At 71.1% G+C, this 13,683-nt stretch carries 13 protein-coding genes and 3 tRNA genes; 8 read left to right on the forward strand and 8 right to left on the reverse strand.

Going from position 1 to position 13,683, the window contains the following annotated elements; translation table 11 throughout:
• Positions 1-31: 31 nt before the first annotated feature.
• The 8 genes from purF to purS form a co-directional block, all read right to left on the reverse strand.
• Positions 32-1,558, reverse strand: a complete 1,527-nt coding sequence (purF, locus tag IE140_RS10470; RefSeq protein ID WP_032764440.1) for an amidophosphoribosyltransferase — start codon at positions 1,556-1,558, stop codon at positions 32-34.
• Between the two features lie 330 nt (positions 1,559-1,888).
• A complete protein-coding gene (locus IE140_RS10475; RefSeq protein WP_109181509.1) occupies positions 1,889-2,728 on the reverse strand; it encodes an META domain-containing protein in 840 nt (279 codons plus the stop codon).
• Between the two features lie 98 nt (positions 2,729-2,826).
• Positions 2,827-3,624, reverse strand: coding sequence for a maleylpyruvate isomerase family mycothiol-dependent enzyme (locus IE140_RS10480; protein ID WP_109179223.1), 798 nt, complete (start codon positions 3,622-3,624; stop codon positions 2,827-2,829).
• A 10-nt stretch (positions 3,625-3,634) separates the two neighbouring features.
• Positions 3,635-4,513 carry a M23 family metallopeptidase gene (locus tag IE140_RS10485; protein WP_150195950.1) on the reverse strand — a complete coding sequence of 293 codons (879 nt, stop codon included), beginning with the start codon at positions 4,511-4,513 and terminating at the stop codon, positions 3,635-3,637.
• A gap of 27 nt (positions 4,514-4,540) precedes the next feature.
• A complete protein-coding gene (locus tag IE140_RS10490) occupies positions 4,541-5,047 on the reverse strand; it encodes an ArsR/SmtB family transcription factor (RefSeq protein WP_093440761.1) in 507 nt (168 codons plus the stop codon).
• Positions 5,048-5,181: 134 nt separating this feature from the next.
• Positions 5,182-7,431: a phosphoribosylformylglycinamidine synthase subunit PurL gene (gene purL / locus IE140_RS10495; RefSeq protein WP_150195948.1), complete on the reverse strand. Its 2,250-nt coding sequence runs from the start codon at positions 7,429-7,431 to the stop codon at positions 5,182-5,184.
• Positions 7,428-8,108, reverse strand: a complete 681-nt coding sequence (gene purQ, locus IE140_RS10500; protein ID WP_150195946.1) for a phosphoribosylformylglycinamidine synthase subunit PurQ — start codon at positions 8,106-8,108, stop codon at positions 7,428-7,430. Before purQ ends, purL begins: the two co-directional genes overlap by 4 nt.
• A complete protein-coding gene (gene purS, locus IE140_RS10505; RefSeq protein WP_010056446.1) occupies positions 8,105-8,356 on the reverse strand; it encodes a phosphoribosylformylglycinamidine synthase subunit PurS in 252 nt (83 codons plus the stop codon). The genes purQ and purS overlap by 4 nt, the downstream gene beginning before the upstream one ends.
• Positions 8,357-8,776: 420 nt before the next feature.
• On the opposite strand from purS, the gene IE140_RS10510 reads away from it, so the two are divergent.
• The 8 genes from IE140_RS10510 to IE140_RS10545 all read left to right on the forward strand — a co-directional run bounded on the left by IE140_RS10510 (position 8,777) and on the right by IE140_RS10545 (position 13,627).
• Positions 8,777-9,112, forward strand: a complete 336-nt coding sequence (locus IE140_RS10510; protein WP_100563010.1) for a histone-like nucleoid-structuring protein Lsr2 — start codon at positions 8,777-8,779, stop codon at positions 9,110-9,112.
• Between the two features lie 135 nt (positions 9,113-9,247).
• A tRNA-Gly gene (locus IE140_RS10515) sits at positions 9,248-9,319 on the forward strand.
• 79 nt (positions 9,320-9,398) lie between these two features.
• Positions 9,399-9,471 (forward strand) — tRNA-Gly (locus tag IE140_RS10520).
• A 128-nt stretch (positions 9,472-9,599) separates the two neighbouring features.
• The gene (locus IE140_RS10525; protein WP_150195944.1) at positions 9,600-10,658 is read left to right on the forward strand and encodes an ABC transporter ATP-binding protein; all 1,059 of its coding nucleotides are present in this window, start codon (positions 9,600-9,602) and stop codon (positions 10,656-10,658) included.
• Positions 10,655-11,491 carry an ABC transporter permease gene (locus IE140_RS10530; RefSeq protein ID WP_150195942.1) on the forward strand — a complete coding sequence of 279 codons (837 nt, stop codon included), beginning with the start codon at positions 10,655-10,657 and terminating at the stop codon, positions 11,489-11,491. Before IE140_RS10525 ends, IE140_RS10530 begins: the two co-directional genes overlap by 4 nt.
• A gap of 1 nt (position 11,492) precedes the next feature.
• On the forward strand, positions 11,493-12,911 hold the full coding sequence (locus IE140_RS10535; protein ID WP_229826743.1) for a sensor histidine kinase: 1,419 nt from the start codon (positions 11,493-11,495) through the stop codon (positions 12,909-12,911).
• Positions 12,908-13,528 (forward strand): response regulator transcription factor, encoded by a 621-nt coding sequence (locus IE140_RS10540; RefSeq protein ID WP_150198055.1) that lies wholly within the window; start codon positions 12,908-12,910, stop codon positions 13,526-13,528. The genes IE140_RS10535 and IE140_RS10540 overlap by 4 nt, the downstream gene beginning before the upstream one ends.
• A 23-nt stretch (positions 13,529-13,551) precedes the next feature.
• Positions 13,552-13,627: transfer RNA gene (locus tag IE140_RS10545), tRNA-Gly, on the forward strand.
• The last annotated feature ends 56 nt before the right edge of the window (positions 13,628-13,683 follow it).

The raw sequence follows: 13,683 nt of genomic DNA on the forward strand, positions 1-13,683 counted from the left end.
GGCTGGTGGGAGGGGCCGCGGTGCGTCCGGGTCACGGACGGCGCAGCGCGTCGGCCGCGGCGGTCGCCGCGGGGCCCGCCGCCAGCTCGGTCTCCAGCAGCTGCTTGCCGAGCAGCTCCGGGTCCGGGAGGTCCATGGGGTACTCACCGTCGAAGCAGGCGCGGCAGAGGTTCGGCTTGTCGATCGTCGTCGCTTCGATCATCGAGTCGATCGAGATGTACGCGAGCGAGTCGGCGCCCATCGAGGTGCAGATCTCGTCGACGGTCATGCCGTTGGCGATCAGCTCGGCGCGGGTGGCGAAGTCGATCCCGAAGAAGCAGGGCCACTTCACCGGCGGCGAGGAGATCCGGATGTGGATCTCGGCCGCACCGGCCTCGCGGAGCATCCGGACCAGGGCCCGCTGGGTGTTGCCGCGGACGATCGAGTCGTCGACGACCACCAGGCGCTTGCCCTTGATGACTTCCTTCAGCGGGTTCAGCTTGAGCCGGATGCCCAGCTGGCGGATGGTCTGCGAGGGCTGGATGAAGGTCCGGCCGACGTAGGCGTTCTTGACCAGTCCGGCGCCGAACGGGATACCGCTGGCTTCCGCGTACCCGATCGCGGCGGGGGTGCCGGATTCCGGGGTCGCTATGACGAGATCCGCCTCGACGGGGGCCTCGGCGGCCAGTTTCCGGCCCATCTCCACGCGGGAGAGGTAGACGTTCCGCCCGGCGATGTCGGTGTCGGGGCGGGCCAGGTAGACGTACTCGAAGACACAGCCCTTGGGCTTCGCTTCTGCGAATCGAGAGGTGCGGAGACCGTTCTCGTCGATGGCGATGAGCTCGCCCGGCTCGATCTCGCGTACGTAGCTGGCGCCGCAGATGTCGAGCGCGGCGGACTCCGAGGCGACGACCCAGCCGCGCTCCAGCCGGCCGAGGACCAGCGGGCGGATGCCCTGCGGGTCACGGGCGGCGTAGAGCGTGTGCTCGTCCATGAAGACGAGCGAGAAGGCGCCCTTGACGTCGGGGAGCACCTTGGCGGCGGCTTCCTCGATGGTCAGCGGCTTGTCGTTCTCGTCGCGCTGTCCGGCGAGCAGCGCGGTCACCAGGTCGGTGTCGTTGGTCGCGGCGACCTGGGTCGCCCGGCCGTCCTTGCGCGGGAGGTCGGCGACCATCTCCGCGAGCTGGGCGGTGTTGACCAGGTTCCCGTTGTGGCCGAGGGCGATCGAGCCGTGCGCGGTGGCACGGAACGTCGGCTGCGCGTTCTCCCACACCGAGGCACCGGTGGTCGAGTAGCGGGCATGACCGACCGCGATATGGCCCTGGAGGGAACCCAGAGACGTTTCGTCGAAGACCTGCGAGACCAGTCCCATGTCCTTGAAGACCAGGATCTGGGACCCGTTGCTCACTGCGATGCCCGCGGATTCCTGTCCGCGGTGCTGCAGGGCATACAGTCCGAAATAGGTGAGCTTGGCGACCTCTTCGCCCGGAGCCCAGACACCGTAGACGCCACAAGCGTCCTGGGGGCCTTTCTCTCCGGGGAGCAGGTCGTGGTTGAGTCGTCCATCACCACGGGGCACGGCACCGAGTGTAGGCGAGATCGACCACTGGTCCGAATTGGGGACCGGGGGGCGAACGCGCCGTGGAGCACGGGGAACGGGCCCGCCCGCCGCCCGGGGCGGGCGATTCGCGGGATTTCGGCCGGTGACCCTGCGTGACGTCGGCCCGGAGGGCGCGGAGCGACGGGAGGGACGCGGCGCTCACTTCCGGGCCGAGCGGCTGGTTACCGACGGGTAGCCACGTTGGGCGGCGGGCGGGCGGCCGTGGCGCTCGGTGAGCCCGGCCGATCTTCGCCCGGGCTCCTGGCCGAACGCTCGTTTCGTGGTGAGCCTCACACCGAGGAGCCGGGTTCAGCCGTGCTCGGAGCTGTTTTCGGCCCCGGCGGGTGCGGCTGTGGCACCGATCCCCTTGCCGTCGTCGGCGGCGAGGGTGAGCGTGCTGCCCTTGATCGTGTACGTCTTCGTCCCCTTGAGGGCGGCGAGCACGGCCCGCTCCGTCTCCATCTCGGCCTCCGGGCACATCTTGCGGGTGCTGACCGTGGGCCCGAAGACGATTCGGGAGTCCTTGACCGTGGCCTTGCCGCTGAAGGAGTTGCAGCCGGCGTTGCCGCGTACGGTGCCGTCCTCGGCGAAGGTCAGGTGCGGCGTGCGCTCCTTCGGCAGGTCAGCCGGCACGGTCGTGGCGGTCTTCCCGTCGAGCAGCGTGTTCACCGTCCACTTGGTGCCCACGAGGTCGGCGGGCTTCTCCTCGCTGAGCGCCATGGTGTCCCCGCTCTCGGTGGTGAGGGTCAGCTTGTCGCCGGACAGCTTCGCGGTGTGCTCGCCGCCCATCGCGTCGATGGCGGCCTTCTCGAACTTCTCGATCTTGACGTCGCACGCCATCTGGGTGGTGACGGGCTTGCCCAGGGTGATCCGGTCGCCCTTCACCTGCGCGTCCACGCTGATGTGATTGCAGCCGAAGTCCGCGGTGGCACGGCCCTTCGGGTCGATCTCCAGGCGGGCCCCCTCCGGGGCCTCGGTCTTCTTCCCGCCGACGGTCACCGAGTCGACGCTCCACGCCACGCCGGTGACGGGGACATCGCTCTGCACGGTGTCACCGCCGTCGCCGGATCCCTTGCCGGAGCCGGAACCCGACTCCGTACCGCAGGCGGCGAGGGCGAGGAGGGCCAGGACACTGACGCTGAGGGTCATCCGTTGTGTGTGCATGGCGATGTGACGGTACGAGGGTCCGATCCGGTTCCGCTGCCTCCGGTTCTCTCCGTTCCGCCGGGCCGGACCGCCCGGGTCTCTCAGGCCAGCAGAGGCAGCAGCGCGGCCAGGTCGGCCCGCTCCCCACTGGCGCTGACCTCGGCGTCCTCCAGGGCCCGCGCCCATTCCGTACGCCCGGTGGCGAGCCGGATCCAGGTCAGCGGGGAGGTCTCCACGACGTTGGGCGGGGTGCCCCGGGTGTGCTTGGGCCCGCCGATGCACTGGACCACCGCGAACGGCGGGACGCGCACCTCGACCGAGCCGCCCGGGGCCCGGTCCGCGAGGGTGTCCGCCAGCAGCCGGGTGCAGGCGGCCAGGGCCTGCCGGTCGTAGGGGATCTCCAGCCCGAGCGCCTCGTTCAGGTCGTCCGTGTGGACGACCAGCTCGACGGTCCGGGTGACCAGGTAGTCGGTCAGCCGCATGGAGCCGACCAGCGTGGGCAGCAGCCGGTCGCCCGTGCCGGTGGCGGGGACGTCCGCGAGGAAGGCCGCCTCCACCTCCCCGTACAGCGCGAGGAGGTCGGGGCGTGCGGCCGCCGGGGCCGGGGCCTCGGGGTCCCTGACGAACGCGGCGACGGCGGGCGGCCACTCCAGGAGGGTGGTCGCGGGCCTGGGTCCCGGCGGCTCCGGCAGGGCCAGGTCCCGGCTGACCGAGCCGAGCCCCTGCGCGATGTGCGCGACCAGATCGCGCACCGTCCAGTCGCCGAGCCGGGTCGGCCGGGCGAGCTGCTGCGGCGTCAGCGCGGCGACGGCGTCGCGCACATGGGCGTACTGGGCGAGGACCGCCGTCCGGGTCCTGAGGTGGTCGTAGGCGCGCGGGCGCTTCTTGGCCGGGGGCATGGGGCCGAGACTAACCGGCGCCACCGACAGTGCCGGGCCGGGCTTCCGCGACCTGCTCCTCGACGGTGAACGTCTCGCCGTTCGCCGGGACTCCGACGCCCCGCCAGGTGAACGGGACGCCCCGGGCGTCGTCGAGGTCCGGGCTGTCCATGAGGTGGACGTGGAGGTGCGGTTCGGAGCTGTTGCCGGAGTTCCCCACGCCGCCGATCTGCTGCCCGGCCCGGACGGTGTCCCCCGCCTTCACCCGGAGCGAGCCGCGCCGGACGTGCGCGTAGACGGCGTACGTGCCGTCGCCGAGGTCGAGGATCACGTGGTTGCCGACGATCCGGTGCGCACCGACGTACGAGCGGACGGTGCCTTCGATGAGCATCAGGTAGACGAGGCCCGGCAGCGAGTTCCGGCTCAGGTGGTCGCGCTGGCCGTCGCTCGCGGTCACGACCGTGCCGTCGGCCACCGCGAGCAGCGGGGCGCCGAAGGCCGGGAAGGCGCTGTTGCGGCGGAAGAGCGGCCAGAGCCAGCGGAACGCGGGCCGGGCCGGGGGCTCACCCTCCCCCGTCTCCGGGTCGGCCACGATGTCGATCGCGTACGTCTGCCCGTACACGTGCGTCCCATGGCTCGGCACCTTGTCCGCCGGGCTGTTCAGAGCCTTCCAGCGGCCGGTGACCGGCGGGTCGACCTCGACCGGGGGCCTCGGCTCGCCCAGGGGCGCGGCGGCCCGGGTCTGAAGCGCCATCGTGGCCGCGCTCAGGGCGAGCACGACCAGCGCGGGCAGGACGGTGGTCGCCCAGCCCGGTCCGGGCAGATCCGTGACGAACTCACCGATCATCAGCGCGAGCAGGACCAGCCAGGACAGCCGCATGGCGGTCGGAACAGCTTTGCGGACGGACATGATCATTTCCCCCAGTCGTCTGCGGCTCTACGGCCGCGCCGCCGTCAGCACCACCAGCAGCGGCACGACCCGGGCGGGCGGCACCTCGTACTTGCCGCGCCCCGCCGCGTGCAGCCAGCCCGCGCCGGTCAGCTGGCGCAGGTGGTGGTAGATCTGGCCGGTGGTGCCGGCGCCGTCGAGCGCGGCCAGTTCGGCGGCCGTCCTGAGGCCGCCGAGGATCTCGCGGAGCAGGCGCAGCCGGACCGGGTGGCCCAGGGCGGCGAACGACTCGGCGGCGTCCGCCCAGTCCCCGTCGAACAGGGCCTCGGTGAAGGCGCCGTACTGCCATCCGTACTGCTCGCCGGTGGGCAGCCGGACCGAGCCCGTGTAGAGCACTCCCCCGTCGGCCCCGGCCTCCCCGACGTCGGCGAGCTGCTCTTTCAGCCCTTCCAGCGCCCAGAAGTCACCGTCGCCCAGGCGGGGTGACTCGGGGTCCCGCCGCTCCAGCGCCGTGAGCCGCCTCTCCAGCTCGGCGACCCGCTGCTCCAGCTCCATGACACCAACCTTACGTAATTACGTAATTTCCATCAAGAGGTTCATCAGGGGTTCGGGGGAAGGCCGAAGCCCCCGCCCGGATGATTCCGGACGAGGGCTTCGGATGTACGCGATGTACGGGCGGCGGCTCCGGCTCAGGCGAGCAGCGCGGGGATCGTCGCCTCGTGCGCCGTACGCAGCTCGCTCAGCGGAATGCTGAACTCGCCCTGGATCTCGATCTCCTCGCCGTCCACGACACCGATGCGGGCGACGGGCAGACCGCGCGCCCCGCACATGTCGGTGAAGCGGAGCTCCTCGCTGCGCGGGACCGCGACGACCGCGCGGCCCGCCGACTCGGAGAAGAGGAACGTGAACGCGTCCAGGCCGTCCGGCACGACCAGCCGGGCGCCCTTCCCGCCGCGCAGGCAGGACTCGGTGACCGCCTGGATCAGGCCGCCGTCGGACAGGTCGTGCGCGGCGTCGATCATGCCGTCGCGCGAGCCCGAGATGAGGATCTCCGCGAGCAGCTTCTCGCGGGCCAGGTCCACCTTGGGCGGCAGGCCGCCGAGGTGCTGGTGGACGACCTCGGACCAGGCCGAGCCCCCGAACTCCTCGGCCGTGTCGCCCAGCAGGTAGAGGAGCTGGCCCTCTTCCGCGAAGGCGACGGGCGTACGCCGGTTCACGTCGTCGATCACGCCGAGCACGGCCACGACCGGCGTCGGGTGGATCGCCGTCTCACCGGTCTGGTTGTACAGCGAGACGTTGCCGCCGGTGACCGGGGTGCCCAGCTCCAGGCAGCCGTCCGCGAGACCGCGCGTGGCCTCGGCGAACTGCCACATGACGTCCGGGTCCTCCGGGGAACCGAAGTTCAGGCAGTCGGAGATGGCCAGCGGCTTGGCGCCGGAGGCGGCGACGTTGCGGTACGACTCCGCCAGCGCGAGCTGCGCGCCGGTGTACGGGTCGAGCTTGGCGTACCGGCCGTTGCCGTCGGTCGCCAGCGCCACGCCCAGGTTCGACTCGGCGTCGATGCGGATCATGCCCGCGTCCTCGGGCATCGCGAGGACGGTGTTGCCCTGCACGAAGCGGTCGTACTGGTCGGTGATCCACGCCTTGGAGGCCTGGTTCGGGGATGCGACCAGCTTGAGGACCTGCTCGCGCAGCTCGGCGGCGTTGGCCGGGCGGGCGAGCTTGCCCGCGTCGTCCGCCTGGAGCGCGTCCTGCCAGGACGGGCGGGCGAACGGGCGCTGGTAGACCGGGCCGTCGTGGGCGACCGAGCGCGGCGGTACGTCGACGATCTGCTCGCCGTGCCAGAAGATCTCCAGCTGCGAGCCGTCGGTCACCTCACCGATGACGGTGGCGATGACGTCCCACTTCTCGCAGATCTCCAGGAAGCGGTCCACGTGCTGCGGCTCGACGATCGCGCACATGCGCTCCTGCGACTCGCTCATGAGGATCTCCTCGGGCGAGAGGGAGGAGTCGCGCAGCGGCACGGTGTCCAGCTCGACGCGCATACCGCCGGAACCGGCGGAGGCCAGCTCGCTGGTGGCGCAGGAGAGCCCGGCGCCGCCGAGGTCCTGGATGCCCGCGACGAGCTTCTCCTTGAAGATCTCCAGGGTGCACTCGATGAGGAGCTTCTCCTGGAACGGGTCGCCGACCTGGACGGCCGGGCGCTTGGCGGGCCCGGTGGACTCGAAGGTCTCGCTCGCCAGCACGGAGACGCCGCCGATGCCGTCGCCGCCGGTGCGGGCGCCGTACAGGATGACCTTGTTGCCGGGGCCCGACGCCTGCGCGAGGTGGATGTCCTCGTGCTTCATCACGCCGATGCAGCCGGCGTTGACCAGCGGGTTGCCCTGGTAGCAGGCGTCGAAGACGACCTCGCCGCCGATGTTGGGCAGGCCCAGGCAGTTGCCGTAGCCGCCGATGCCCGCGACGACGCCCGGCAGGACGCGCTTGGTGTCGGGGTGGTCGGCCGCGCCGAAGCGCAGCGGGTCGACGACCGCGACCGGGCGGGCCCCCATGGCGAGGATGTCGCGGACGATGCCGCCGATGCCGGTGGCCGCGCCCTGGTAGGGCTCGATGTACGAGGGGTGGTTGTGCGACTCGACCTTGAAGGTGACCGCGTACCCCTGGCCGACGTCGACGACGCCCGCGTTCTCGCCGATGCCGACGAGCATCGCGTCGTTGGCGGGGACCTTCTCGCCGAACTGCTTGAGGTGGACCTTGCTGCTCTTGTACGAGCAGTGCTCCGACCACATCACGGAGTACATGGCGAGCTCGGCGCCGGTGGGGCGGCGGCCCAGGATCTCGCGGATCCGGGCGTACTCGTCCTCCTTGAGGCCGAGCTCCTTCCAGGGCTGCGCGGCGTCCGGGGTCTCGGCCGCGTGCTTGACCGTATCCAGGCTCATGCGTTGACCAGCTTCTTGATGATCGAGGTGAAGAAACCGAGGCCGTCGGTGCGGCCGGTGCCGATCAGCGGCTCCACGGCGTGCTCCGGGTGCGGCATCAGGCCGACGATGTTGCCCGCGGCGTTGGTGATGCCCGCGATGTCGCGGAGCGAGCCGTTGGGGTTGCCGTCCAGGTAGCGGAAGGCGACGCGGCCCTCGGCCTCCAGCTCGTCGAGCGTGCGCTCGTCGGCGGTGTACCGGCCGTCCATGTTCTTGAGCGGGACGCTGATCTCCTGGCCGGAGCTGTAGTCCGAGGTCCAGGCGGTCTCCGCGTTCTCCACCCGCAGCTTCTGGTCGCGGCAGATGAAGTGGAGGTGGTTGTTGCGCAGCATCGCGCCGGGCAGCAGATGCGCCTCGGTCAGGATCTGGAAGCCGTTGCAGATACCGAGGACCGGCATCCCGGCCTTCGCCTGCTCGATGAGGGTTTCCATCACCGGCGAGAAGCGGGAGATGGCACCGGCACGGAGGTAGTCCCCGTAGGAGAATCCGCCGGCCAGGACGACCGCGTCGACCTGGTGCAGGTCCTTGTCGCGGTGCCACAGGGATACGGGCTCGGCGCCCGCGATACGGACGGCGCGCAGGGCGTCCTGATCGTCGAGGGTGCCGGGAAAAGTGACGACGCCGATACGGGTGGTCACTTCTCCTCCTCCACCTTCACGACGAAGTCCTCGATGACGGTGTTGGCGAGGAACGTCTCGGCCATCTCGTTAATACGGGCGAGGGCGGCGTCGTCGACCGGCCCCTCGACCTCCAGCTCGAAACGCTTTCCCTGACGAACGTCCGCGATTCCCTCGAACCCGAGACGGGGCAGTGCGCGCTGCACCGCCTGTCCCTGCGGGTCGAGGATCTCGGGCTTGAGCATGACGTCGACTACGACGCGTGCCACTGGCACTCCCGGTGTGGTGGTGTGGTGCGGCTGTCTCTCCGGGGGGTTCCCCAGACCCCCGCGGGTCCACTCAGCGTACCTGGCCAAAATTTCTACGCGAGTAGATATCGGGCAGGGCGGCCCTGGTGAGGGCGGTGCGTAGATCACGTCCGCATATCGGCCACGACACCGCTCGGAAAAGGTCTGGGAAAAACCCGCCCGGATTGCACACGGATTGCACACGGACACGCGCACGCAATTGACTGGGCTTCACAATGCGGTACCGACCGCTGTACAAATGATTACCGGGGAAAGCACCATTGCCCCGGGGACAACGGAACAGTCGACATCTCGTCGATCCGCTTCCGCCCGCCCGGCAGCCGGAAGGCCGGCATCCGCGCACGCAGAACGCGCCGGTGCCGCAGGAAAGGACCGATATCCGTGGCTCAGCGCGTAGTGGTGACACTCTCCGACGACATCGACGGGGGAGCGGCGGCGGAAACGGTGATCTTCGCCCTGGACGGGAAGACGTACGAGATCGACCTCAATCCCGCCAACGCGAAGAAACTGCGGAAGACGCTCGCGCCTTACGTGGCCGCCGGACGGAAGCAGACGAACGCCGGCAAGCACGGCAGGACGCCCACGGCCTACCGCCACACCTCCCTCGCCCCGGACCCGGCGGCCGTCCGCGCCTGGGCCCGCTCGCACCGGATGGACGTGCCGGCCCGCGGCCGCATCCCGAAGAAGGTCTACGAGGCGTTCCAGGCGTCCGTCTGAGGCGCGCGGCTTCCCGCGGCCGGACGCCCCGTCAGACCGGCCGCCGGAAGCCGACTTGCGCTACACCCCCGCAGGTCGGCTAGAGTCTGGAGCACGCCGAGGGGCGAGGCCGCAAAGCCGAATCCCACGCAGCGTGCGGGTGTAGTTCAGTAGCAGAACAGCCCCCTTCCAGGGGGAAGGCGCAGTGTGCAATTCCTGTCACCCGCTCTGCACGACTCTTCGGACCACTCAGGTGGATCGGGTAGAGTAGTGCTCGCTCCACCGGTGAAAGCCGAGTGGCTGCACTGCGGACGTAGCTCAGTTGGTAGAGCGCAACCTTGCCAAGGTTGAGGTCGCCAGTTCGAACCTGGTCGTCCGCTCAGAGGCAAAGGCCCCGATCATTTCGATCGGGGCCTTTGGCGTTCTTCCGCCACCCCATGACGTTTGTCATGAGCAGTGGTGACAGCGCGCACTGCTTCCGGGCCCGATCCGGCGGAACCCTTGAAGCATGACCAGCGACGACTTTCTCAACGACCGACGCGACGGTGGCACGTTCCCGCTCGCGAAAGCCGTGACCGCGGAGACGGTGATCGCGGTGGACGGGGTTCGCCGCAGCTACAAGGACGGCTTCGAGGCCGTCTCCGGCGTCTCCTTCTCCGTCGCCCGCGGCGAGCTGTTCGCCCTGCTCGGGACGAACGGCGCGGGCAAGACCTCCACCGTGGAACTCCTCGAAGGACTGGCCCTCCCGACCTCCGGAACCATCAAGGTCCTCGGCCACGACCCGTACCGCGAACGCGCCGCGGTCCGGCCCCGTACCGGCGTCATGCTCCAGGAGGGCGGCTTCCCCTCCGACCTCACCGTGCTGGAGACCGCGCGGATGTGGTCGGCGTGCACCACCGGCGCCCGCCCCGCCGGCGAGGCCCTGGAGATGGTCGGCCTCACCAGCCGGGCCAAGGTGCGGGTCAAGCAGCTGTCCGGCGGCGAGAAGCGCCGCCTGGACCTGGCGCTGGCCCTCACCTCGCGGCCGGAGGTGCTCTTCCTGGACGAACCGACCACCGGACTGGACGCCGAGGGGCGGCGCGACACCTGGGACCTGATCCGGGCGCTCCGGGAGTCCGGCACGACCGTCCTGCTGACCACCCACTACCTGGAGGAGGCCGAGTCCCTCGCGGACCGGCTGGCGATCATGCACCAGGGACAGATCGTGACGGCCGGGACGACCGCCGAGGTCACCGCCGCGCACCCGGCCCGGATCCGCTTCACCCTGCCCGGCGGTGTACCGGCCGCCCACATTCCGCTGTCGCTCCAGGCCGGCGCGGACGGGCAGCGGGTGGAGATCCGCACCTCCACACTCCAGGAGTCCCTGCACGAACTCCTCGGCTGGGCCCGGGAGTCGGGCGTGGAACTGCTCGGGCTCGACGCCCGCTCCGCCTCGCTGGAGGAGGCGTTCCTGCAGATCGCGAACACCCAGCTCCGCTCACGGGCCGACGACCCGCGCCGGGTGGGACCCCGGCACGGTTCCGCCGACGGCAGCACTCCGAACGAGACGAAGAAGGTGACGGCATGACCACGCCCACCACCCTCGCGGACGGCCGCACCGCCCCCGAGCGGTCCCTCTCCCCCGCCCCATCGGGCTGGTCCGCCTCCCTCCGGCGGCTGAACGCCCTCGCCCGCGCCGAACTGATCCTGCTGATCCGCAACCGGTCCGCGATCTTCGTGGCCCTGGTGCTGCCGATCGTGATGATCTTCTCGATCCGGGCCTCGCTCGAACAGATCGACCTCGCCGGCACCGGACTCTCCGTCGCGGGCGCCGCGCTCACCGGCGGTATCGGCATCGTGCTGGTCCAGGTCGTCTACATGAACCTCGTCACCGGTTACGTCACCCGGCGCGAGGAACTCGTCCTCAAGCGGCTGCGCACCGGCGAGGTCACCGACCGGGAGATCCTGATCTCCACGGCGCTGCCCTCCGTGGCGCTGGCGGTCCTCCAGAGCGTGCTGCTCGTCGTGGCGGGCGCGATCGCCTTCGACCTGAGCGCGCCGAAGCGGCCGGACCTGTTCCTGCTGGGCCTGCTCGTCGGCTTCGTCATGATGTCCGCGCTCGCCGCCGCTACCTCCGCGGTGACCCGGACGGTCCAGACCTCGCAGCTCACCACGCTGCCGCTGTTCTTCGTCTCGCTCTTCGCCTCCGGGATCTTCGTCCCGCTGGACGTCTTCCCGGACAAGCTGGCCGCCGTCTTCGAGCTGCTGCCGCTGACCGGCGTGATGACCCTCGTACGGCACGGCTGGCTCGGCGGGGTGGAGGGCGGTGACCTGGTCACGGCCGTCGTGGCGGCGCTGGCCTGGACCGCGTTCGCGGTGTTTGCTGTGCGACGGTGGTTCCGCTGGGACCCGCGGGGCTGACATGAAGGGGCTGAGGGGCGTGATCGGTCGGGTACGGGGCTGGCGGCGCGGCTGGCACGAGCGCACCAAGCTCCAGCGCATCGACCTCTACACCCGGGGCACGCTCGCCGTGCTCCCCTGGGTCTTCCTCGCCTCCTGGGGCCTGCTGCCGCTCCTCCCCGTGCTGGGCGAAGGCCCGGTGCCGGCGGGCCTCGCCGTGGCGTTCTTCGCGGTGAACACCGCCCTGTGCGTCCTGAGCAACCGCGATCTGGGAGCCGCGTTGGCCCACCACCGGGGCACGAAAACCTTTCCGGTGCGGCGACTGCGGCTCCCGGCGGCGCTGCTCGCGCTGCTGACCGGCCTGATGGTGGCGCTCGCGGCGACGGCCGACCTCAAGGACGCGGGTCTCGCCCTGCTGGTCCTGGACATGCCGTTGGCGTTCGCCATCCCGTACGTCCTCCTCGTCCCCGTCCGTACCTACCTGGTGCACTCAGCGGTCTACGCGGCGGTCCTGGTGGGGCTGCTGGCGGCCGTCGGGGTGCCCGCGGGGCTGCTCTTCGGCGCGGTCCTCTCGATGCTCGTCGCGATCCTGCTCGTGCTCTCCTCGGTCCGGCCGAGCGCCTGGAGCATGAGCGCGATGTGGCAGGCGGAGGAGGCACGGGACATGCAGGCCCGACTCGCGGTGGCGGAGGAACGGCTGCGGTTCGGCCGGGACATGCACGACGTGCTGGGCCGGAACCTGTCGGTGATCGCCTTGAAGAGCGAGCTGGCCGTGGAGCTGGCCCAGCGCGGCAACCCGGCGGCGGTGGACCAGATGGTCGAGGTGCAGCGGATCGCCCGGGCGTCCCAGCAGGAGGTCCGCGATGTCGTACGCGGCTACCGGGAGGCCGATCTGCCCACCGAACTCATGGGCGCGCGGGGCGTGTTGCAGGCCGCCGGGATCTCCGTCACCGTCGAGGGCGCGGACGGCCCGGCCGGGATCGGGGCTCCGGCCGCCGTCCAGGCGGCGCTCGGCTGGGTGGTGCGCGAGACCGCGACGAACGTCCTGCGCCACGGCGACCCGCGCCACTGCTCGATCCGGCTCGCCCGGACCCGGGACGCCGTGGTCCTGGAGGTCGAGAACGACGGGGCGGGCGCCGCGGACCCGCTCGACGGCGGGGGCGACGGCGGCGGTTCGGGCCTGGCCGGGCTGCGCGAACGGCTCGGGGCTCTCGGCGGCACCCTCACCGCCGGACCGGCCGGGGACGACCTGTTCCGGGTGACGGCGACGGTGCCCCTCACGGCCTCCCGCCCGGACCCGGCCGGCCGCGCCGCCTCGGCCCCCGACCCGGACGGGCGCGCCGACCCGGCCCCCGCCCCGGACGGCCGCCCGAGCCCGGGCGGAAGCCCGGCCTCCTCCCCTCCCTCCCCCGACCCTTCCGCCCTCCCGGAGGAACGATGACCACCGCGCGGCCCCTGCGCGTCCTGCTGGCCGACGACGAGCACCTGATCCGGGGCGCGCTGGCCGCGCTGCTCGCCCTGGAGGAGGACCTCGTCGTCGTCGCGGAGGCGGCGAGCGGACCCGAGGCCCTCGCGATGGCTCTGGCGCACCGGCCCGACGTCGCCGTCCTGGATCTTCAGATGCCGGGCGCGGACGGTGTGAAGGTCGCCACATCGCTGCGGGCCGAACTGCCCGACTGCCGCACCATGATCGTGACCAGTCACGGCCGGCCGGGGCACCTCAAGCGGGCCCTGGCCGCCGGCGTACGCGGCTTCGTGCCGAAGACCGTCAGCGCCCGGCGGCTGGCCGAGATCATCCGTACCGTCCACGCCGGAAACCGTTACGTGGATCCGGAGTTGGCCGCCGACGCGATCTCCGCGGGGGACTCCCCGCTGACCGTCCGGGAGGCCGAGGTGCTCGAACTGGCGGCGGACGGGGCGCCGGTCGCGGAGATCGCCGAGCGGGCCTCGCTGTCCCAGGGGACCGTGCGCAACTACCTCTCCTCGGCCGCCTCCAAGATCGGCGCGGAGAACCGGCATACGGCAGTGCGTCTCGCACGCGAGCGAGGATGGGTATAGTAGGCATCGCGCTTCGGCGCACTGCGGACGTAGCTCAGTTGGTAGAGCGCAACCTTGCCAAGGTTGAGGTCGCCAGTTCGAACCTGGTCGTCCGCTCCACAGAAGAGAAGGCCCCGGACCTTTCGGTCCGGGGCCTTCTCCGTGTCCGCCGGTCG

This window comes from Streptomyces parvus (genome assembly GCF_014648875.1).
In the GTDB taxonomy this organism is placed as follows: domain Bacteria; phylum Actinomycetota; class Actinomycetes; order Streptomycetales; family Streptomycetaceae; genus Streptomyces; species Streptomyces parvus.

Excerpts from the sequence above, each read along its gene's own strand:
- IE140_RS10540 (WP_150198055.1), top strand. The coding sequence starts at position 12,908 with ATGACCACCGCGCGGCCCCTGCGCGTCCTGCTGGCCGACGACGAGCAC.
- purL (WP_150195948.1), bottom strand. The coding sequence starts at position 7,431 with ATGAGCCTGGATACGGTCAAGCACGCGGCCGAGACCCCGGACGCCGCG.
- IE140_RS10535 (WP_229826743.1), top strand. The coding sequence starts at position 11,493 with ATGAAGGGGCTGAGGGGCGTGATCGGTCGGGTACGGGGCTGGCGGCGC.
- IE140_RS10490 (WP_093440761.1), bottom strand. The coding sequence starts at position 5,047 with ATGGAGCTGGAGCAGCGGGTCGCCGAGCTGGAGAGGCGGCTCACGGCG.
- IE140_RS10525 (WP_150195944.1), top strand. The coding sequence starts at position 9,600 with ATGACCAGCGACGACTTTCTCAACGACCGACGCGACGGTGGCACGTTC.
- IE140_RS10530 (WP_150195942.1), top strand. The coding sequence starts at position 10,655 with ATGACCACGCCCACCACCCTCGCGGACGGCCGCACCGCCCCCGAGCGG.
- IE140_RS10480 (WP_109179223.1), bottom strand. The coding sequence starts at position 3,624 with ATGCCCCCGGCCAAGAAGCGCCCGCGCGCCTACGACCACCTCAGGACC.
- IE140_RS10485 (WP_150195950.1), bottom strand. The coding sequence starts at position 4,513 with ATGTCCGTCCGCAAAGCTGTTCCGACCGCCATGCGGCTGTCCTGGCTG.
- IE140_RS10475 (WP_109181509.1), bottom strand. The coding sequence starts at position 2,728 with ATGACCCTCAGCGTCAGTGTCCTGGCCCTCCTCGCCCTCGCCGCCTGC.